This is a genomic window from Prescottella soli, from assembly GCF_040024445.1.
In the GTDB taxonomy this organism is placed as follows: domain Bacteria; phylum Actinomycetota; class Actinomycetes; order Mycobacteriales; family Mycobacteriaceae; genus Prescottella; species Prescottella soli.
The window spans coordinates 5,094,203-5,114,660 of record NZ_CP157276.1 but is presented as its reverse complement, the minus strand read 5'-3'; the positions used below and the strand labels follow the sequence as shown (position 1 = coordinate 5,114,660).

The 20,458-nt window shown below is 68.7% G+C and carries 21 protein-coding genes; 4 read left to right on the top strand and 17 right to left on the bottom strand.

Annotated elements, in window-relative coordinates:
- Positions 1-20: 20 nt before the first annotated feature.
- The 8 genes from ABI214_RS23775 to ABI214_RS23750 all read right to left on the bottom strand — a co-directional run bounded on the left by ABI214_RS23775 (position 21) and on the right by ABI214_RS23750 (position 5,756).
- Complete coding sequence (locus ABI214_RS23775; RefSeq protein ID WP_348604882.1) at positions 21-968, bottom strand: sulfate/molybdate ABC transporter ATP-binding protein; 948 nt, start codon at positions 966-968, stop codon at positions 21-23.
- Positions 965-1,771, bottom strand: coding sequence for a sulfate ABC transporter permease subunit CysW (gene cysW, locus ABI214_RS23770; RefSeq protein WP_280762025.1), 807 nt, complete (start codon positions 1,769-1,771; stop codon positions 965-967). The genes ABI214_RS23775 and cysW overlap by 4 nt, the downstream gene beginning before the upstream one ends.
- Positions 1,768-2,601, bottom strand: coding sequence for a sulfate ABC transporter permease subunit CysT (gene cysT, locus ABI214_RS23765; RefSeq protein ID WP_348604881.1), 834 nt, complete (start codon positions 2,599-2,601; stop codon positions 1,768-1,770). Before cysT ends, cysW begins: the two co-directional genes overlap by 4 nt.
- A complete protein-coding gene (locus ABI214_RS23760) occupies positions 2,601-3,632 on the bottom strand; it encodes a sulfate ABC transporter substrate-binding protein (RefSeq protein ID WP_348604880.1) in 1,032 nt (343 codons plus the stop codon). Before ABI214_RS23760 ends, cysT begins: the two co-directional genes overlap by 1 nt.
- A gap of 216 nt (positions 3,633-3,848) precedes the next feature.
- The gene (locus ABI214_RS25565; RefSeq protein WP_408586376.1) at positions 3,849-3,938 is read right to left on the bottom strand and encodes an Ms4533A family Cys-rich leader peptide; all 90 of its coding nucleotides are present in this window, start codon (positions 3,936-3,938) and stop codon (positions 3,849-3,851) included.
- 121 nt (positions 3,939-4,059) lie between these two features.
- Positions 4,060-5,091 (bottom strand): sulfate ABC transporter substrate-binding protein, encoded by a 1,032-nt coding sequence (locus ABI214_RS23755; protein ID WP_348604879.1) that lies wholly within the window; start codon positions 5,089-5,091, stop codon positions 4,060-4,062.
- A gap of 217 nt (positions 5,092-5,308) precedes the next feature.
- The gene (locus ABI214_RS25560; RefSeq protein ID WP_408586374.1) at positions 5,309-5,398 is read right to left on the bottom strand and encodes an Ms4533A family Cys-rich leader peptide; all 90 of its coding nucleotides are present in this window, start codon (positions 5,396-5,398) and stop codon (positions 5,309-5,311) included.
- A 133-nt stretch (positions 5,399-5,531) separates the two neighbouring features.
- Entirely contained in the window at positions 5,532-5,756 is a 225-nt protein-coding gene (locus tag ABI214_RS23750; protein ID WP_348604878.1) for a hypothetical protein, read from the bottom strand.
- Between the two features lie 102 nt (positions 5,757-5,858).
- Here ABI214_RS23750 and ABI214_RS23745 point away from each other — a divergent pair, with 102 nt between their 5' ends.
- On the top strand, positions 5,859-7,829 hold the full coding sequence (locus ABI214_RS23745; RefSeq protein WP_348604877.1) for a glycoside hydrolase family 15 protein: 1,971 nt from the start codon (positions 5,859-5,861) through the stop codon (positions 7,827-7,829).
- Between the two features lie 47 nt (positions 7,830-7,876).
- Complete coding sequence (locus ABI214_RS23740; protein WP_348604876.1) at positions 7,877-8,254, top strand: VOC family protein; 378 nt, start codon at positions 7,877-7,879, stop codon at positions 8,252-8,254.
- Between the two features lie 8 nt (positions 8,255-8,262).
- On the opposite strand, the gene ABI214_RS23735 is transcribed toward ABI214_RS23740, so the two are convergent.
- Genes ABI214_RS23735 through ABI214_RS23720 form a run of 4 tightly spaced genes read right to left on the bottom strand, consistent with a single transcriptional unit; the run spans position 8,263 to position 11,951 of the window.
- Positions 8,263-9,195, bottom strand: coding sequence for an NAD(P)H-dependent flavin oxidoreductase (locus tag ABI214_RS23735; RefSeq protein ID WP_348604875.1), 933 nt, complete (start codon positions 9,193-9,195; stop codon positions 8,263-8,265).
- 10 nt (positions 9,196-9,205) lie between these two features.
- Positions 9,206-11,068 (bottom strand): translation elongation factor 4, encoded by a 1,863-nt coding sequence (gene lepA / locus ABI214_RS23730; RefSeq protein ID WP_348604874.1) that lies wholly within the window; start codon positions 11,066-11,068, stop codon positions 9,206-9,208.
- 3 nt (positions 11,069-11,071) lie between these two features.
- On the bottom strand, positions 11,072-11,707 hold the full coding sequence (locus ABI214_RS23725; RefSeq protein ID WP_348604873.1) for a tyrosine-type recombinase/integrase: 636 nt from the start codon (positions 11,705-11,707) through the stop codon (positions 11,072-11,074).
- The gene (locus tag ABI214_RS23720) at positions 11,634-11,951 is read right to left on the bottom strand and encodes a hypothetical protein (RefSeq protein WP_348604872.1); all 318 of its coding nucleotides are present in this window, start codon (positions 11,949-11,951) and stop codon (positions 11,634-11,636) included. The genes ABI214_RS23725 and ABI214_RS23720 overlap by 74 nt, the downstream gene beginning before the upstream one ends.
- A 1,257-nt stretch (positions 11,952-13,208) precedes the next feature.
- On the opposite strand from ABI214_RS23720, the gene ABI214_RS23715 reads away from it, so the two are divergent.
- Positions 13,209-13,766, top strand: a complete 558-nt coding sequence (locus ABI214_RS23715) for a type II toxin-antitoxin system PemK/MazF family toxin (protein ID WP_348604871.1) — start codon at positions 13,209-13,211, stop codon at positions 13,764-13,766.
- Positions 13,767-13,832: 66 nt separating this feature from the next.
- Here ABI214_RS23715 and ABI214_RS23710 read toward each other — a convergent pair whose 3' ends face one another.
- Positions 13,833-14,603 (bottom strand): aquaporin, encoded by a 771-nt coding sequence (locus tag ABI214_RS23710; protein ID WP_348604870.1) that lies wholly within the window; start codon positions 14,601-14,603, stop codon positions 13,833-13,835.
- A gap of 266 nt (positions 14,604-14,869) precedes the next feature.
- On the opposite strand from ABI214_RS23710, the gene rpsT reads away from it, so the two are divergent.
- On the top strand, positions 14,870-15,130 hold the full coding sequence (rpsT, locus tag ABI214_RS23705; RefSeq protein WP_348604869.1) for a 30S ribosomal protein S20: 261 nt from the start codon (positions 14,870-14,872) through the stop codon (positions 15,128-15,130).
- A 137-nt stretch (positions 15,131-15,267) separates the two neighbouring features.
- Here the strand turns inward: rpsT and holA are convergent, their stop codons facing one another.
- The 4 genes from holA to ABI214_RS23685 all read right to left on the bottom strand — a co-directional run bounded on the left by holA (position 15,268) and on the right by ABI214_RS23685 (position 20,457).
- Positions 15,268-16,245 (bottom strand): DNA polymerase III subunit delta, encoded by a 978-nt coding sequence (gene holA, locus ABI214_RS23700; protein ID WP_348604868.1) that lies wholly within the window; start codon positions 16,243-16,245, stop codon positions 15,268-15,270.
- Positions 16,242-18,632, bottom strand: a complete 2,391-nt coding sequence (locus ABI214_RS23695) for a DNA internalization-related competence protein ComEC/Rec2 (protein WP_348604867.1) — start codon at positions 18,630-18,632, stop codon at positions 16,242-16,244. Before ABI214_RS23695 ends, holA begins: the two co-directional genes overlap by 4 nt.
- Before the next feature lie 4 nt (positions 18,633-18,636).
- Positions 18,637-19,518: a ComEA family DNA-binding protein gene (locus ABI214_RS23690; RefSeq protein WP_348604866.1), complete on the bottom strand. Its 882-nt coding sequence runs from the start codon at positions 19,516-19,518 to the stop codon at positions 18,637-18,639.
- Positions 19,519-19,587: 69 nt separating this feature from the next.
- A complete protein-coding gene (locus ABI214_RS23685) occupies positions 19,588-20,457 on the bottom strand; it encodes a DegV family protein (protein ID WP_348604865.1) in 870 nt (289 codons plus the stop codon).
- Position 20,458: the final 1 nt, after the last annotated feature.

The following is a 20,458-nucleotide window of genomic DNA, read 5'->3' as shown; positions in this document are numbered from 1 at the left end:
ACCGACCTGCAACAGGCCGACTATCCGGTGACGTCGCTCGGACGGACGTACACCGTCTCGCCCTCGCGCAGCCCCAGCGCGTCGGCGTCGCTACGCGTGATCTGCGCGGAGAGTTCCTGCGCGCCGGTCTTCGGCTGCAACTCGACGCGCACCTCGAATCCGAGGTGGACGACCCGGGACACGGTGGCCGCGAACGACTGCGGGAGCTGGTTGCGGTCCAACCGCAGGTCGTGCGGTCGCACGAGCTGCCCGTTGAGACGGGCGACCGGGCCGAGGAACGACATCACGAAGTCGTTGGCGGGGGTGTCGTACAACTCCTGCGGAGTACCGACCTGCTCGATCCGCCCCTTGTTGAGCACCGCGATCCGGTCGGCGACGTCGAGCGCCTCCTCCTGGTCGTGGGTGACCAGGACCGTCGTGACGTGGACCTCGTCGTGCAGCCGGCGCAACCACGCCCGCAGGTCGTCACGCACCTTCGCGTCGAGGGCGCCGAAGGGCTCGTCGAGCAGCAACACCTGCGGATCCACCGCGAGGGCCCGCGCGAGGGCCATGCGCTGGCGCTGACCGCCCGACAGCTGGGCCGGGTAGCGGTGCTGGAAGCCGTCGAGTCCCACGATCTCGAGGAGGTCGTCGACTTTCTTGGCGATCTCGGCCTTGGGGCGCTTGCGGATCTTGAGCCCGAACGCGACGTTGTCACGCACCGTCATGTGCTTGAACGCCGCGTAGTGCTGGAAGACGAACCCGATGTCGCGCTTCTGCGGCGGCACACCGGTGACGTCCTCGCCGGCGATCGTGATGGTTCCCGAGTCGGGCTGCTCGAGGCCGGCGATGGACCGCAACAGCGTCGACTTGCCCGAGCCGCTGGGCCCCAGCAGTGCCGTCAGCGACCCCGACGGAATCTCGAGGGTGACGTCGTCGAGTGCGGCGAAATCGCCGTAGTTCTTGCGCGCCCCGGTCACGGTAATCATGTCGTGCTCCTCTTGCGGTCGAGCAGAGTCATCAGCAGCAGGGTCACGAGCGCGATCGACATCAGCAGTGTCGCCGCGGCGTAGGCCCCGAAGGTGTTGTGGTCGTCGATGTATCGGGAGTGCACGAGCAACGTCAGGGTCTGCGACTGGCCGGGAATGCCGGACGAGACCATGATGACCGCACCGAACTCACCGAGCGCGCGGGCGACGGTGAGGACGATGCCGTACGTCAACCCCCAGCGGATGGCGGGCAGCGTGATCCGCGAGAACGTCTGCCACTTGGAGGCGCCCAGGGTCGCCGCGGCCTGCTCCTGCTCGTCGCCGATCTCGTGCAGCACCGGCTCGACCTCGCGCACCACGAACGGCAGTGTCACGAAGATCGTCGCGATCACCATGCCGGGCAGCCCGAAGATCACCTTGAAGCCGAGCGACTCGACACCGCCGAACCAGCCGTTGGCACCCCACAGCAGGATCAGCGAGACGCCGACGACGATGGGCGACACCGCGAACGGAAGGTCCACGACCGACTGCAACAGCCCCCGCCCGGGGAAGCGTCCCCGCACCAGTGCCAGCGCGGTGACGATGCCGAACACGACGTTGATCGGCACCACGATCGCGACGATCAGCAGCGACAGGTTGAGCGCCGATATCGCTGCCGGGGTGCTGATCGCCTGGTAGAACGCGACGAACCCGTGCTCGAAGGTGCGGAACAGGATCACGCCGATCGGGACGATCAGCAGCACGAAGAGGTAGGCGAGGACGACGGTGCGGATGCTGATCCGCGCCCACGGGGAGACCTTCACTGCGCGTGCTCCTCTCGACGCTGGTTGCGGGCCGCGAATATGCGCAGCACGAACAGCGTCACGAACGCGATCACCAACAGCGTCACCGACACCGCCGCGGCGCTGACCGGTCGGTCGATCTCGATCTGCTGCTGAATGTACTGCGACGCCACCTGGGTCTCACGGGGAATGTTTCCGCCGATCAGGACCACCGAGCCGTATTCGCCGATCGCGCGGGCGAACGCCAGTCCGGCGCCGCTGATGACCGCCGGGGCCAGCGTCGGCAGCACCACCCGGCGGAAGATCGTCCAGTTACTCGCGCCCAGCGACGCCGCCGCCTCCTCGACCTCCCGGTCGGCCTCCATCAGCACCGGCTGCACCGACCGGACGACGAAGGGCAGTGTGACGAACGCGAGCGCCACGATCAGACCCGGCTGGGTGGCGTTGAGGTGCACGTCGATCGGGCTCTGTGGACCGTACAGCGACAGCATCACGATGCTGGCGACGATCGTCGGCAACGCGAACGGAAGGTCGATGAGCGCGTTGACGATTCGCTTGCCCGGGAACTCGTCCCGCACCAGCACCCAGGCGATCATCGTGCCCATCACGACGTTGATGAGCGCGACGATCACCGACACCGTGATGGTCACCCGCAGCGCGGCGAGCGCACCGGGCGCGGTGACCGCGTCCCAGAAGCCGCTGATGCCGTCCTCGAGGGAGGTGACGGTGAGCGCCGCGAGCGGCAGCAACACGATGACGCTGAGCCACAGCGCCGCGATGCCGATGCCCAGCGGGCCGACGGTTCCGGTGACAGCGAGCCAGTTCTTCCGGCGAGTCAGTGTCGTGGCCATTACTTGGTCGCGTTGTCGTAGATCGCGGCGATGTGGCCGCTGCCCTGTGTGAACAGTTCCTGGTCGACGACGGTCCAGCCGCCGAGGTCCGCGACGGTCCACAGCTTGTGTGGCTGCGGGAAGTCCGCGGCGAACTCGGCCGCGACCGCGGGATCGACCGGCCGGAAGCCGGCCTCGGCCCACAGACGCTGCGCATCGGTGGTGTACAGGTAGTCGCGGAAGGCGCTGGCCTGCGCGACGTTCCGGCCGTTCGAGACCACCGCGACCGGATTCTCGATCTTGAAGGTCACCGGCGGCGTCACGTGCTCCACCGGGTCACCCTTGCGTTCGGTGAACAGCGCCTCGTTCTCGTAGCTCAGCAGCACGTCACCGGTGCCCTGCAGGAACATCTCGGTCGCCTCCCGACCCGACTTGGGCTGCACCTTCACATGCTCGCCCACCAACTTGTCCAGATAGTCCAGGCCGGCCTGCGGGTTCTTGCCGCCCTCGCTCTTGGCGGCGTACGGCGCCAGCAGATTCCACTTGGCCGAGCCGGAGCTGAACGGGTTCGGCGTGACGACCTCGATGCCGGGCTGAAGCAGGTCGTCCCAGTCCGCGATGTTCTTCGGGTTGTCCTTCCGGACCACGAGCGTCACCACCGAGCCGAACGGAATCCCGTTGTAGGCGCCGCTGTTCCACGCCTCGTCCACTAGACCCGCGTCGACCAGCCGGGTGATCTCGGGCTCGACCGAGAAGCTGACGAAGTCGGCCTGCGCGCCGTCCTTGACCTTGCGCGACTGGTCACCCGACGCACCGTACGACGGGTTGAAGGTGACGCCCTTGCCTTCGTCGGTCCGGGCGAACCCCGCGGTCACCTTGTCGTAGCCGGGCTTGGGAACACCGAACGCGAACATGTTGACGGCGCCGGCTCCGCCACCCGCACCCGCGTCGGTGCCGCCCACGACATCGCTCGAGCCGCCGCTGCACGCGGTCAGCGCCACTGCGCCGATCGTGGCGAGTGCGGTCAGAAACAATCGAGAGCGGTGCTTCATACGGATTACCTTCCTACCGGGCTGGCAAGTGCAGAGGATCACATACGGAATCAACCCGGCAACATCGGGTCTCGCGTATCGGAACTCGCGGGGAGTTCCGGGGCGATACGGCGTTCGAAGAATGCTCGCGGTGCGCGACCGCGACCGACACGTCCCGTCGGAACCGAGGGACAGTCGGATGCCCCGGCTATGCGAGGGCGAACGCCGAGATTCGAATCAACAACAGTGAATGTCTGCGACTGCAAGTCGGCCGACAGCGATCAACGCCAATTCATGGCGGACCTGGTGGGCGGCGACTAACGACACGCGGCAGACTTTAGCAGAGGCCCGGTCGACGCCCGAATCGCAAGATCGAGAACGACTGCGACGGCCCTACACCGGCGATCCGCAAGGCATCGCCGCCTTGCGGATCGCCGTGGGCGTCGGGCTACTTGGTCGCGTTGTCGTAGATGACGGCGATGCTGCCGCTGCCCTGCTTGAACAAGTCGGCGTCGACGGTCTTCCAGCCGCCGAGGTCGGCGATGGTCCACAACTTCTGCGGCTGCGGGAAGTCCGCGGCGAACTCCTTGGCGACCTCCGGGTCGACCGGCCGGAAGCCGGCCTCGGCCCACAGACGCTGCGCATCGGTGGTGTACAGGTAGTCGCGGAAGGCGGTGGCCTGGGCGATGTTCCGGCTGTTCGAGATGACCGCGGCCGGGTTCTCGATCTTGAAGGTGACCGGCGGGGTGACGTGCTCGACGGGATCGCCGTTGCGCTCGGTGAACAGCGCCTCGTTCTCGTAGCTCAAGAGCACGTCGCCGGTGCCCTGCAGGAACGTCTCGGTCGCCTCCCGACCCGACTTGGGCTGCACCTTGACGTGTTCACCGACCAACTTGCCCAGGTAGTCCAGGCCGGCCTGCGGATTCTTGCCGCCCTCGCTCTTGGCGGCATACGGCGCCAGCAGGTTCCACTTGGCCGAGCCGGAGCTGAACGGGTTCGGCGTGACGACCTCGATGCCGGGCTGGAGCAGGTCGTCCCAGTCCTTGATGTTCTTCGGGTTGCCCTTGCGGACGACGATCGTCACGACCGAGCCGAACGGAATCCCGTTGTAGGCGCCGCTGTTCCAGTCCTTGTCGACGAGTCCGGCGTCGACCAGTCGGGTGATGTCGGGCTCGACGGAGAAATTCACGAAGTCGGCCTGCGCGCCGTCCTTGACCTTGCGCGACTGGTCACCCGACGCACCGTACGACGGTTTGAAGGTGACGCCCTTGCCTTCGTCGGTCTGGGCGAACGCCGCAGTCACCTTGTCGAACCCCGGCTTCGGGACCGCGTAGGCGAAGAGGTTGATGGTGCCGCCGCTGCCGTCGGCGCTGGTGCCGCTACCCCCCGCGACGTCACTCGAGCCTCCGCTGCACGCGGTCAGCGCGACTGCGCCGATCGTGGCGAGGGTGGTGAGGAACAAACGGGAACGATGCTTCATGTCGGATTACCTTCCTACAGGTCTGGCAAGTGCAGATCACATACGGAATCGACCCGGCAGATGCCGGGCTCAGCATTCGGAACTCGAGGGGAGCACCGAGGGGTGAAGCGGCGTTCGAAGGCAACGTGCGCAGAGCACGCCCGCTGTCGACATGGGTCGACGAGACGACGGTAATCGGATACCGGGACTCAGGAGAGAACGAACGCCGAGATGCGATTCAGCAACAGTGAATATCGGCAACTGCCAGACCACCGACAGCGATCAACGCCAATTCATGGCGGATCCGGGGTGCGGTGACTGGAGACACGCGGCAGATGTTAGCAGAGGATCGGAAGATTATCGGGAAGTCCGATCCGCGCGGGTCAGCGGGTGAAATACCAGGCGATGATGACCAGGACGATCAGCGCAATCAGCGCCATGGTCACGCGTGAGCGTGGCATCTAGGAACCCTCCACCTTCGTTTGCCCGTCCGTCTGCCCGCCGGAATCGACGACCTCGGCACGCCCCAGCAGCGCGAACACTGTGGACAGGGCGCGGTCGAGCAACCAGGCGATACCGAAACAGCACGGGATCATCACGGCGAGCACCAGGACGACCTGCGGGATGAACGGCAGGCCGGCCACCCACAGTTCGGTGCCGTCCCACCAGCTCGCCAGTTGATCCACCCGACCACCCTAGCCGCTGGCACGACCGCCGCCGAACAGGGCGGACCGTCACAGGTTCGCGAACTGTGGACGGTGAGCAACGCTCGGGTCGATGATGAGGTGATGACGACCACGACCGAGCAGCCCGTCGCGACTCCGGCGGGAGATTCCGACGAGGTGGCACCGAAGCGTCGCAGCGTCTACCCGCCGATCGACGACTATGCATTCCTCTCGGATTGCGAGACGAACTGTCTGGTCGCACGCAATGGCGCCGTCGAGTGGATGTGCGTCCCGCGCCCCGACTCCCCCAGTGTGTTCGGCGCGATACTCGACCGGAGCGCCGGACACTTCCGGATCGGACCGTACGGCCAGAACGTGCCGTCCGCGCGTCGCTACCTGCCGGGTGGGCTGATCCTCGAGACCACGTGGCAGACCCAGACCGGGTGGTTGATCGTGCGCGACGCACTCGTGATGGGCCCGTGGCACGCGAACGAACAGCGCTCCCGAAGGCGCCGCCGCACACCGTCGGACTGGGACGCCGAACACATCCTGTTGCGGACCGTCAAGTGCGTGAGCGGCACCGTCGAGTTGGAGATGAGTTGCGAGCCGGCGTTCGACTACCACCGCGCCCCGGCTCACTGGGAGTACACAGGCAAGGTCTACGAGGAGGCCAGCGCGACGAGCCTCTCCGAGGGCGACGGCGAGCATCCGACGCTCCGATTGACGTCGAACCTGCGTCTGGGGCTCGAAGGCCGTGAGGCTCGGGCACGCACTCGCATGGTGGAGGGCGACAACGCGTTCGTCGCGCTGTCGTGGTCGGAACTGCAGGCCCCGCAGACATTCGCCGAAGCCGCCGACAAGATGTGGCAGACCACCGAGTGCTGGCGGCAATGGGTGACGATCGGGCGTTTCCCCGACCATCCGTGGCGGAGCCACCTGCAGAGCAGCGCACTGACCCTCAAGGGTCTGACCTACGCACCGACCGGCGCCCTGCTCGCCGCACCCACCACGTCGCTGCCGGAAACCCCCGGCGGGGAACGCAACTGGGACTATCGGTACGCGTGGGTGCGGGACTCGACCTTCGCGCTCTGGGGCCTCTACACCCTCGGGCTCGATCGTGAGGCGAACGACTTCTTCTCGTTCATCTTCGACTCCGCCCAATCGGACAACGGCGATCCGGCCCCACTGCAGGTGATGTACGGCGTCGGCGGCGAGCACACCCTCGTCGAAGAGGAACTCAGCCACCTGAAGGGCTACGACGGGGCCCTGCCCGTGCGGATCGGCAACGGCGCCTACAACCAGAACCAGCACGACATCTGGGGCACCCTGCTCGACTCGGTGTACCTGCACGTCCGGTCCCGCGACCAGGTCCCCGAGACGTTGTGGCCGCTGCTCCAACGGCAGATCGAGGAGGTCGTCGAGCACTGGCGCGAGCCCGACCGCGGGATCTGGGAGGTGCGCGGCGAACCGCAGCACTTCACGTCGTCGAAGATCATGTGCTGGGTGGCGCTCGACCGCGGTGTCAAGCTCGCCCTGCTGCACGGCGAGAAGGCCTACGCGGCGCAGTGGGGCGAGATCGCCGACGACGTCAAGGCCGACATCCTCGAGCACGGCGTCGACGAGCGCGGGGTGTTCACGCAGCGCTACGGACACCCGTCCCTGGACGCGTCGCTGCTGCTGGCACCGCTGCTGCGGTTCCTGCCCGCCGACGACCCCCGGATCCGGGCGACCGTCCTGGCGATCGCCGACGAGCTCACGGAGGACGGACTCGTGCTCCGCTACCGCGTCGAGTCCACCGACGACGGCCTGTCCGGCAAGGAGGGCACGTTCACGATCTGCTCGTTCTGGCTGGTGTCGGCGCTCGTCGAGATCGGCGAGGTGAAACGGGCCAGAAACCTGTGCGAGCGGCTCCTCTCGTTCGCGAGCCCCCTCAAGCTCTACGGCGAGGAGATCGACCCCAAGACGGGCCGGCACCTGGGTAACTTCCCGCAGGCGTTCACCCACCTGGCGCTCATCAACGCCGTCGTGCACGTCATCCGCGCCGAGGAGTCCGGCCACACCGGCACGTTCCAGCCCGCGCACGGCCCGTCCTGACCTCGGGAACCACGACGCCTGTCGGTGACCTGTGTCACGATCTGCGCATGTTGGATCATCTGGGAATTCAATGCACCGACATCGAGGCCGGTGCGGCGTTCTACGACGCGGTGCTCGCACCTCTCGGCGGAAAGCGGGTCATCGAACCCGCCCCCGGCGTCATCGGTTACGGCGTGCCACCGCACGCGGACTTCTGGATCAGCCCGCTGGCGCCCGCCGACGCGGGCTTCCGCGAGAACCACGTCGCGTTCGCCGCGGACAGCCGCGCCGCGGTCGACGCCTTCTTCGCGGCCGCAGTCGAGATGGGCGCCGAGGTCCTGCACCAACCGCGCGAATGGCCGGAGTACCACCCCGGCTACTACGGCGCGTTCGTGCGTGATCCCGACGGGAACAACGTCGAAGCGGTGTGCCACCGCCCCGGGTAGTTCGGTCGTCAGTAGGTCCGCCGGAGCAACCGCTCCGCGTCGGCCGCGATCGACCGCACCACGTCACAGGCCGGCCGCTCCGACGTGACGAGACCCGCCACCTCACCGGCGTAGACGACACCCTGATTAGGATCCGCGGGATCGTATGCGGCCGAGAGGGTTTCGTTGTCAGCCCCCTGCCCGTGCCACCTCGCGGTGTAGTCGTTGGCGAGGGCGCGACCGCCCCAGCGGGCCGGCCACGGCTGGTCGCGGGCCTGGTCGAACACCGACGTGTAGACGGTGTCGGCGCTGCCCGCCTCGATCAGCTTCGCGCGCGCGTACCCGGGGCCGATCGTCTCGGGACTGGCGAGCAGCACCGTGCCGATCATCGCGCCCTCGGCGCCGGCCGCGATCACCGCGGCCAGCCCACGGCCCGTTCCGATCCCACCGGCCGCGAGCACCGGAAGACGCGTCGCGTCGAGCACTTCCTGCAGCAACGGCAACGTACCGATCCGCCCGGTGTGACCGCCGGCCTCACCGCCCTGCGCGATCACGAAGTCGACCCCGGCCCGTTCGACGACCCGCAGGTCCTCGAGCGTGTTCACCTGCGAGACGGCCAGCGCCCCGGCCGCGTGAACCCGCTCGACGTACGGAGCCGGGTCGCCGAACGACAACGACACCACCCGCGGCTTCTCGGCGAGCGCCGCGTCGAGAAGCGAGTCGTCGGCGTCCAGGGACCACGTCATCAACCCGATGCCGAGCAGCCCGCCGCCGATCTCGCGGGCGATCGCGGATTCGGCCGCGATCCAGTCGGGGGTCGCGTAGCGCGCGGCACCGAGCAGACCCAGGCCGCCGGCACGCGTGACCTCGCCCGCCAGCTGACCGCCGGCGCGGCCGCCCATCGGGGCGCCGAAGATCGGCACCTCCAGCCCGAGCTCACGGGTCAACCAGGTGCCGATCATCGCGTCCCTCCTACTTGCCCTTGGGCTTGTCCGCCACCGACTCGTTCGACAGCGCCGCCACGAAGGCCTCCTGCGGGACCTCGACGCGACCGATGGTCTTCATCCGCTTCTTGCCCTCCTTCTGCTTCTCGAGCAGCTTGCGCTTACGGCTGATGTCGCCGCCGTAGCACTTGGCGAGCACGTCCTTGCGGATCGCGCGAATGTTCTCGCGCGCAATGATCTTCGAGCCGATCGCGGCCTGGATCGGCACCTCGAACTGCTGACGCGGGATCAGCTCGCGCAGCTTGGTGGTCATCTTGTTGCCGTAGGCGAACGCGGCGTCCTTGTGCACGATCGCGCTGAACGCGTCGACGGTCTCGCCCTGCAGCAGGATGTCCACCTTCACCAGCGCCGCCTGCTGCTCACCCGACTCCTCGTAGTCGAGGCTCGCGTAGCCCTTGGTCCGCGACTTGAGGGCGTCGAAGAAGTCGAACATGATCTCGCCCATCGGCAGCGTGTAGCGCAGCTCGACGCGGGTCTCCGAGAGATAGTCCATGCCGCCGAGCTCACCGCGTCGGGACTGGCACAGCTCCATGATCGCGCCGGTGAACTCGCTCGGCGCGATGACGGTGCACTTGGCCATCGGCTCGTAGACCTCGCGCACCTTGCCCTCCGGCCAGTACGACGGGTTGGTCACCTCGTGCTCGGAGCCGTCCTCCATCACCACTCGGTACACCACGTTGGGCGCGGTGGAGATGAGGTCGAGGCCGAACTCGCGCTCGAGCCGGTCCCGGGTGATCTCCATGTGCAGCAGGCCGAGGAAGCCACAACGGAAGCCGAAACCGAGGGCCACCGAGGTTTCCGGCTCGTAGGCCAGCGCCGCGTCGTTGAGCCGAAGCTTGTCCAGCGCGTCACGCAGCACCGGGTAGTCGGAACCATCCATCGGGTACAGGCCGGAGTAGACCATCGGCTTGGGGTCGCGGTAGCCGGTCAGCGGCTCGGACGCGCCGTTGCGGAAGGTGGTGACGGTGTCGCCGACCCGCGACTGCCGGACGTCCTTGACGCCGGTGATCAGGTAGCCGACCTCGCCGACGCCCAGGCCGGCGGTGGCCTTGGGCTCGGGCGAGATGATGCCCACCTCGAGCAGTTCGTGCGTGGTGCCGGTCGACATCATCGTGATCTTCTCGCGGGGACGGATCTTGCCGTCCACCACGCGCACGTAGGTGACGACGCCGCGGTAGGCGTCGTACACGGAGTCGAAGATCATCGCGCGGGCCGGACCGTCTGCGTCGCCGACCGGGGCCGGCACCTGCTTGACGACCTCGTCGAGCAGTTCCTTCACACCGACACCGGTCTTGCCGGAGACCCGCAAGACGTCCTCGGGCTCGCAGCCGACGATGTGCGCGATCTCGGCGGCGTACCGCTCGGGATCGGCAGCGGGCAGGTCGATCTTGTTGAGCACCGGGATGATGGTGAGATCCTTCTCCATCGCCAGGTACAGGTTGGCCAGGGTCTGCGCCTCGATGCCCTGGGCGGCGTCGACGAGCAGCACCGCACCCTCGCAGGCCTCGAGCGCGCGGGAGACCTCGTAGGTGAAGTCGACGTGGCCGGGCGTGTCGATGAGGTGCAGGACGATCTGTTCGGTCGTGCCGTCCTCGTTCTCGACCGTCCACGGCAGACGCACGTTCTGCGCCTTGATGGTGATGCCGCGCTCGCGCTCGATGTCCATGCGGTCGAGGTACTGCGCACGCATGGCGCGTTCCTCGACGACACCGGTGAGCTGCAGCATCCGGTCGGCGAGAGTCGACTTGCCGTGGTCGATGTGCGCGATGATGCAGAAGTTCCGAATCTTCGACGGATCCGTGAACGTCTTCTCCGCAAAGTTGCTGCTCAAGCCCTATTCCCTCGTCTCACTCGCGCACTGACATCGGCCCGGACCGGCATCCACTGCCTCCCGCGCCCTCCCATCATCCCCTGGACACCGGGGTGCGTACACATCCAGGGTCACGGCCGGCGACTTGTGACCAACGTACTGGGCCACCATCGGGACCGACGCGCCCGCGAAGATCAACGTCGAGGCGAAGAAGTGACGGAGGTCGTGGAAGCTCTTCCCGCCCGGCAGGCCACAGTCTCGTCGGACGATCACGAAGCGGTTCGCCACGGTCGTCGGCGACCGCATCCGCCCGCGCGCCGTCCGGAAGATCGGCGGGGATCGGTCCTCGGACGGATTCTCATCGAGCTCCTCGGCGAGCAACCCGATCACCGAATCGCCGACGGGGGTCGTCCGCCGCGATTGCGGAGTCTTCAGCTTCGCAATCGCGAACTCGGATCCGCCGGCCGATTGCTCGGTCACATGGATCTCGCGGCGAAGGAAGTCGACCGAGGAGATTCGCAGTCCGCACAGCTCCCCCGCCCGTAGCCCGGTCCCGGCCGCAAGACTCACTCCCCCGCCTTCGCGCTCACCCTGCTCGCTCGGTGGTCCCGTCATCTCCGCGCCGCCGAGCACTATCAGTGTTGATGTTGAGCCGAACACCCTTATGCACCACTGTGTACGGCACATCGTCGTCGTTGTCCGGGTCGCCGGAGTCCGCAGGATCCGGCAGTTCCGCGATCTCCTCGATGACGATCTGCGCTCGCGCCGCACCGGGATCGAACATCTCCTGAAACGGCCCGACGAACGACCCTCCGAGCCCGCGGCGCTTCGCCCGAATAGCCGCCCACCCGAACATCACGAGTGGGCCGATCATGGCGATCAGCACTAACAGGTCCCCACCCATGCCCGCGAGCGTACCGATCAGATCCTCCGCTCCGCTTAGAAGAGAAGGAGCCGTCCGGGTAATGGTTCGTCATGGAGCCTCATCGCTACGAAGCCGTACCGGACATCGGGAACGGCACCGTGCAGTTCGCTTTGGGACACGGATGGACACGGTGCCGCCCGATCACCGGCGGCCGCACCCCTGCCGCAGGACGCGCGCCACCGACGCGACCTGAATCGAAGAGCGCTGCACCGCGGAGAATCGCGTGCATTGTGCGGCCGGGCCGCAGGTCCCACGCTATTCGTGCGCACACCGCGGGCGGAAGGGCGAAGGCTCCGCACTGGTGGGTAGTGCGGAGCCTTCGCGGGCGCCATGCCATGGACGCCTGGGGCGCGTACTGGAAGCAGGGTCCCTCTTGCTTCCACTACCCACCCGAGACGCACTCGACACATCGAGACGAGGTCGGGTGCGTTCCTGTCTACCCGCAACTGCGGGGTCGCGGGCAGCGAGTTGAACGTTAGTCCAGATCAGGCTGCCTCGCGGCTGAAGTTGCCCCGAAAGCTGACACCGAATCGATCAAGAGTCACAAGACTCGAGGCGCCCGAAAGCGACAAACTGCGTTGTTTACGCGAAACGACCACCGCCCCGAGGATCACTCGGGGCGGTTGATGTGGCGAGCTTCCCTCGAGCCACAACGCGCAACTGCGCGCAGGGTCGGGGGATCAACCGCCGTTCGCAACCGCGAGACTCGAGAGTCCTACGGCAAGCACGGTCTCGCGCACACATCCAGGGTCACGGGCGGCGACATCGAGCGGCGCTCGCGCGGCGCGATCACGCACCGTGCGCCACCGTCGTCGGCGGCCACAGGTCAGGCGCGACACGCCCAGGCATCGATCGAATCATCGAGCACCCGACACAATTCGCACAAAGAAAATGAGCGTGCCGACGGGCCCCGCCCCGAGACCCGATCGAACGCGCGTATTCGACTCCCCCGTGGGCAGTCAGCGAAGACGTGAAAGACCCTTCGATTCTGCTGGGTCATCGAGAAGTACGGCGACGCCTTCCTCATGAATCATTTCAGTCCATCCTCCCCGAGATTCGAAATCCTCCGCGACGAACCGGTCGAACCGAATCCGTCATCGATTCATCGCCACAACGGTCCGCCCGAGTTACACCGCTGCAATCCTCGCCTCGTCAGGACGCCGAACAACGAGGGCGCCCGACACCGCGGCGCCGGCGTCCCGAACGGGGACCGCGCCGCAACTAAGCTCGGATCCCATGGCGAGCACGTGGGGCAGTATCGGCAGGAAGCTCGGCACCTTCGCCGTCCAGCAGGGCCCGAAACTACTTCGGCAGCTGCAGAACACCGGGCCGGTCAAACGCGCGACCGAGGCGATCACCGGGCCGCCGCATCCCACCGTCACGCCCGGACGGCCGGTGTCGCGCAATTCCGCACCCACGGCCCACCGCGCGCGTCGGATCGAGTACGCCCCGAGCCTGGACGGCCAGGCCGATCCTGGCGAGATCGTGTGGACCTGGGTGACGTACGAGGAGGACCCGAGTCAGGGCAAGGACCGCCCCGTCCTCGTCGTCGGCCGCGACGGACCCACGCTGCTGGGACTGATGCTGTCGTCGAACAGCGGGAGGGACGACGACCGCAACTGGCTGCCGCTGGGCGCCGGCTCCTGGGACGCCGAGAACCGCCCCAGCTGGGTGCGGCTGGACCGCGTGCTCGACGTTCCCGAGGCGGGCATCCGCCGCGAGGGCGCCATCCTCGACCGCGACCGCTTCGACGCCGTCGCCACGCGCCTGCGCGCCGACTACAGCTGGACCTGACGCCGCACCGAGACGACGAGAGGGGCCCGGCACACGATCGTGTGCCGGGCCCTCTCCCTGTCAGCGTCAGTCGTTGAGTCGGTTGAAGCGTCCGAAGAGAGCGCGGTAGATGACCGCACCCAGTGCTCCGCCGATCAACGGGAACACGATGAACAACCACACCTGTCCCATCGCCCCGTCCTGGTAGGGCGCGACCGCGAAGCTGCGGGCCGGGTTGACCGACGTGTTGTCGATCGGAATCGAGATCAGGTGGATCACCGCCAGCGTGAAGCCGATCGAGACGCCCGCGAGCGGGACGTCCGACAGCTGGTCGGTAGACGCCAGCACCACGAAGACCAGCAGTGCCGTCAGCAGGATCTCCACCGTCATCGCGGCACCGATGCCGTAGCCCGGCAACACGAGCTGACCCAGCGGACCGCTCTCGGCCGAGGGGCTGTGGACACCCCAGCCGTTCGCGGCCAGGCCGTCCGCCGCACGGCTGTAGGTGGGCAGACTCTGCGCGATCGTGTAGACCGCCAGACCCGCGGCGAGACCGCCGACCACCTGGGCACCCATGTAGATGGCCGCCTTGGCGCCCGAGATGCGGCCGAGAATGAAGTGCCCGAGCGTCACGGCCGGGTTCACGTGGCAACCCGAGATCGGACCGATCGAATAGACCAGGAACATCAGCGTCAGACCGAATGCGAGCGCGATCCCGAGCTGGCCGACCTTGGCCCCAGCGAACACCGCCGTTCCGATCGCAGAGAAGACCAGGACGAACGTGCCGATACCTTCCGCCAAGTACTTCTTGAGATCCGAAATCTCTTCCTTTTCCGCAATTTCCTGTGCTGTCGACATACACCCACCTCCCGAACCCGCTGTTGATTGAGCTGTCGAGCGGGACTTTACGTACAAGGTGGTCTGGTTTGCGTGATCTGGAGCGTGTCGGAGTCCGAATCGAAACGTCGCCCTACCGGTTCCGTCGGTCGTGGGCGGCGCCCACCGAGCGGCCCTGGAGTGCAGGTTTGGGATCGCGACGCGGGTCCTGGTAGTGTCGTCGGTCGGTACATACGTGTGCCCAGAGCTTTTCGACAGTAACCCGCAAAGACGACAGGATTTTACGCGTGGCCAACATCAAGTCCCAGGTGAAGCGGATCCGCACCAACGAGCGCAACCGACTCCGCAACCAGTCGGTCAAGTCCTCGCTGCGTACGGCGATCCGTTCCTTCCGCGAGGCCGCGGCAGCCGGTGACAAGGACAAGGCCAGCGAGCTCCTCGTCACCACCAGCCGCAAGCTCGACAAGGCAGCCGGCAAGGGCGTCATCCACGCCAACCAGGCCGCCAACAAGAAGTCGGCGCTCGCGAAGGTCGCCAACTCTCTCTGACAAGTTTCTGACGGTTCCACCGTCGCAAGCTCTGTAGAACTAGCCCCCCGATCCCTGATCGGGGGGCTAGTTCTGTCACGACCTCACCGTCGGGATGAACGGACCTGTCCGCAGCCCCAGACCTCGGTGTCGAAAGGTCAGCGACCGCCGTGGAGGGACGCGACACGCTGCACCGCCCACTCCACGGCGTAGTCGGCGTCGGCGGCCTGACCCTTCACATCCGCGTTGAGCTTGGCGACGACCTGCAGCGCCTCGCCGATCGAGGTGGGGTCCCAGCCGCGGGCCTGCCCCTGCGCCTTCTTGATCTTCCACGGCGGCATGCCCAGTTCGGACGCCATCCGGAACGGGTCACCGCGCCCGGCCGAGGCCACCCGGGCGATCGTGTGCACGGCGTCGGCGAGCGCGTCGGCGAGCAGAACGTGGGCCACCCCACGGTGCATCGCCCACCGCAGGGCTTCCATCGCACCGCGCCGGTCGCCGGCGACCGCCTTGTCCGCGACGTCGAACCCCGACACCTCGGCCTTGCCCGAGTAGTACCGCTGCACCGCACCGGCGTCGATCTTTCCGCCGGTGTCGGCGACCAACTGCGAGCAGGCCGCGGCCAGCTCGCGCAGGTCGGAACCGACGGCCTCGACGACCAACTCGACGACCTCCGGGGACACGCGCACGCCCGCGGCCCGGAACTCGCCGCGCACGAAGTCCACGCGTTCGCCCGGCTTCAACTTGGCGCACTGGTGGACGGTGGCGCCGGTCTTCTGCAGGACACCGGCCATCGCCTTCGCTCGCCCCGCGCCCGAGTGCAGCACGATCAGCACGACGCCCTCGGGAAGGTCCGCGGCGGCGTCCTGCACGAGCCCGACGGCGTCCTTGCCTGCTTCCGCGGCCGCCTCGAGCACGACCACCCGGTCCTCTGCGAACAGGGACGGGCTGAGCAGCTCGGCCAGCTCCGGGGCGCTGGTGTCACCGGCGCGCAGGCGCGAGACCGGGATGTCCTCCCCCGACGGTCCCGCTGCGGCGCGCACCGCACTGATCACGGACGCGACCGCGCGCTCGACCAACAACTCCTCGTCACCGAGGACGAGATGGAGCGGATCGGGTCGCGTAGAGGTGCTCACCGGACGATGGTGCCATGCGAACGCCCCACCACCGCAAGTGCCCCGGACCCGGATCGAACCACCGCGACGTCACCGTCCACGTCGGTGCGCATCGTCACGGCCCCCAGTGCGGTGAGCCGGTCCACGATGCCCGGGTTGGGGTGCCCGAACGGGTTGTCGGCGCCGACGCTGATCACGGCGAGGCGAGGGCGGACCGCGGCGATGAATTCCGGTGCCGTCGTGCGTGATCCGTGGTGCGGGACCTTCAGCACGTCCGCCCGCAACGACACCCCGGCCCGCAGCAGCGCCCGCTGGCCCGCCTCCTCCGCGTCGCCGGTCAGCAGGATGGTGCCGGCCGGCGTGTACGCCTTGATCACCAGCGAGGTGTCGTTGGCCGCGTCGTCGGCCGCCGCCTCGGTGCGCGGCGGTGGCACCAACGGGCCCAGGACCTGCAACCGCAGCCGACCCACCGTCAGGTCACGTCCGGGCTCGAGACGCACCCTCGCGACGTCGGCACGCGCCGCCGCCCCGGACACGAAGCGGAATCCGCCGCCGGGCAGATCGGACGAGCCGATCGCGATCGCGCCCACCGCGCGGCCGTCGAGCACACCCTCGAGTCCGCCGTAATGATCCGCGTGCAGATGCGTCACGATCACCAGCGCAATCTCCTCGACGCCGAGACGTCGGAGACAGCGGTCCATCGGCTCCCGATCCGGACCGGCATCCACGACCACGGCGCGACCGTCGCCCGTCGACAGGACCAGGCCGTCGCCCTGACCGACGTCGCACGCGACGAACGACCATCCCGCGGCCGGCCACCCCGGCGTATAGATCCGGGTCGGCACCCAGACGGCGGCCACACCGATCACGAGTGCCAGCAGGATCCGGCGCGACCACCGGAACCGCGCCGCGAGTCCCACGATCACCAACCCGACCGTGACGACGGCGGCACCCGCCAACCCGCCGCCGACCGCAACCGTCGCGCCCGGGACGCCCGCCGCACGGTCGGCGACCTCTAGCAGCCACCACAGCGGCGGACCCGCGATCCGCACGACGAGCGCGGCGGCCGGCGCCCACACCGCGGCGAGGACCGCGGTCGCGGCACCGACGACCGTGATCGGCGCGACGACCGGCGCGACGAGGATGTTCGCGACGATCGACACGACGCCGACGGTTCCCGACATCGCCGCCACCAGCGGCGCGGTGACCACGAAAGCTGCGACGGCCACGGCGCACATCTCCGCGAGCCACCGCGGCCAATGCCGTTCCCGCAGCCGATCCACCAGGATCGGGGAGAGCACGACAAGCCCGGCAGTCGCGGCCACCGACAAAGCGAAACCGAAATCGACTGCGAGCGTGGGAAACAACGCGAGCAGAACGACGACGGAAGCCGCGAGGGCGGGGATCGCCTGTCTGCGACGGCCTGTCACCAGCGCCAGCAGGGCGACACATCCCATCGCCGCGGCGCGCAGCACGCTCGGCGACGGCCGGGCGATGACGACGAACGCTGCGAGCGCCGCGCCGGCCAGCACCGCCCCGGCACGCGGGCCGATCCCGAGTCCGCGCACGATCAGCAGCACCGCGCCGAGCACGATGGAGACGTTGGCGCCGGACACCGCGGTCAAGTGCGAGAGTCCGGCCGCGGTGAACGCGTCCTTCACCGCCTGCGGCAGCGCGGACGTGTCGCCGACGACGAGACCGGGCAGCAGGCCGGCCTGATCCGGCGGCAGGCCGGAGGCGGCCGCCGACGCCAACCGCTCCCGGAGGCCGCCGGCCCAGCGCTGGATCGTCGGCGGGTCGACGCGACTCGGCGGACCCGTGGCCCGCACCACCGCGACCGTGAGATCGCTGCGCTCGGGTGCCGCGAGTCGTCCGCGCAGGCTCACCTGCTGCCCGGGCAGCAGGCTCTCCCACTGCGGCGCCTCGGCGAACACCAGCACCGAACCACCTGCGCGGGTCGTTCCTCCCGCGTCCGTTACGGACCGCAGTGACGCCCGGATCATCAGCTGACGCCGGCCCCCGAAACCAGTACTGCGCAACGGCTTCGGGTCGTCGTCGACGACGACGGTCAGCGTGGCGGAGGCCCCGGTGGCCGCCTTCTCGGCGAGCGGGTGGACCGCAACGGCGTGGGCGCGCACGGCAATGGCCGCGGCGAACCCCGCCCCGAGGAGGACGGCCGCGACAACCGCCACACCGACGCCGACCACGATCGGCGACGCACCGCGACGGCGCACCCACACCACGGTGACCGCGGACAGCGCGCCCATGCCGGCCAGCCCGGCGCCGAGGAGCGCGGCGGTCCGCCAACCGGCGAGCATCCCCACGATCGTCGCCGCCCAACACGTCACCGCCGACGGCACGAGGCGCAGATCGAGCGGACGCACCCGGTCCAGCACGGGCGAACTCATTGCGTCACAACGTCACCAGGTCGCGCAGCTTCGCGAGCCGGGCCGGTCCGATGCCGTCCACCTCGCCCAACTGCTCGACGTCGGTGAACTTGCCGTTGTTCTTCCGCCACGCCACGATGGCCGCCGCGGTGACCGGCCCGACGCCGGGCAGCGCGTCCAGGTCGCCCTCGGCGGCCGTGTTCAGGTTCACCTTCCCGGCGCCCTTCGCCGGGGCGCCGGCACCCCCGCCCGACGCCACCGTCCCGGCACCCACCCGCGCGCTGCCGACGGTGGTCGGCCCGCCGTCGGGCGGCGCGACCCCGACCAGGATCTGGTCTCCGTCGTCGACCTTCTCGGCCATGTTGAGGCCCAGCACGTCCGCGCCGGGACGCGGACCACCCGCGGCCGCGAGCGCGTCGGCGATCCGGGAGCCGGGTGGCAGACGCACCAGCCCCGCCTGGTTGACGAGTCCGACCACGCTCACCACCAGTTGGGCATCGGGTGCGGGCGGCGCCGGCTGCGGGGTCGGGGACGCGGACGGGTCGACGACACCGGCGTCCTGCTGCCGGACCTCCACGACCGGCAGGGGCGGAACCGCCTGGGCCGTCGGACGATCCCGCCACACCGACACCGCGGCAATTCCGGCGGCGATCAGACCCACGACGACCAGGGCGACCGCGCCGCGCCGTCCCAGGTTCAGTCGCGTCTCCCACCGCCGCGGCGAATCCCGCAGGCCGTCCGACTCGCCAAGCGAATCGTCCTGTTCGGACAGCCATCCCGGCGCCCACGTCGGAGCGTCGTCGTCATCGGCGGCGTCGACCGCGCCGCCCGGGCGCATCGGCGTCGGCACGGTGGACGCCGCCGCGAGCCTGCTGCGCACCCTCGCTCGATCCAGATCGGTACCCATGGCGCCGACCGTAGGGTCCGCCGACGACGGCTGACCGCCCTCGGGCGCCTCGAGGAAGAAGTCTGTGGATCAGTCGCGGGCTGTGGATGAATCCTTGGACGGATCGTCCGCGTCCGCGCCGCCCGGGCACACCACGACACCGACGGCACCCGCGCCGACGTGTGCGCCGAGCACGCTCCCGATCTCGGTGACGACCAGTTCGGTCATCGCTGGGACGCGTTCTTTCAGTTGCGCCGCAACCTCTTCCGCGCGCTGCGGCGCGGACGAATGATGCACCGCGACAGCGGCGGGTTCCGAGCCGGCGTGTTCGACGGCCGCGTCGACCAACTTGCCCAGCGCCTTCGTCGACGTGCGGGTCTTCTCGCGCAGTACCAGTTTGCCGTCGACGAGGTGCAGCACCGGCTTCATCGCCAGCGCCGTGCCGAGCAGGGCGGCGGCGGTGCCGATCCGTCCGCCGCGCCGCAGATGGTCCAGGCGGTCGACGACGATCAGCGTGCGTCCGCGGGCGGCCACCTCGACCGCCCGCTGGTACACGGCCTCGAGACTGCGCCCGGCGCGCGCGACCCGGGCCGCGGCGAGCGCCGGGAACCCGAGCCCCATGCCCGCCGACGCGGAGTCCACCACGCGGACCCGCTCACCCAGTGTCTGCGCCGCCTGCCGACCGGCCTCCCACGTCCCCGACAGCTGCCGGGAGATGTGCACGGCGACGACACCGTCCCCACCGCTGTCGGCCAGCGCGGCCGCGTACACGTCCCCCAGTTCACCCGGCGACGCCCCCGACGTCGTCACACCGGCCAGGCCGTCCGGGACGGTGTCGATGCCGTCTCGATAGTCGTGCCCGTCGTGGAGCACGTGCAGCGGCACGACACGGATGCCGAGCCTGTCGACCAGTTCGGGTGACAGGCAAGCCGAGGAGTCGGTGACGACGACGACAGGCACG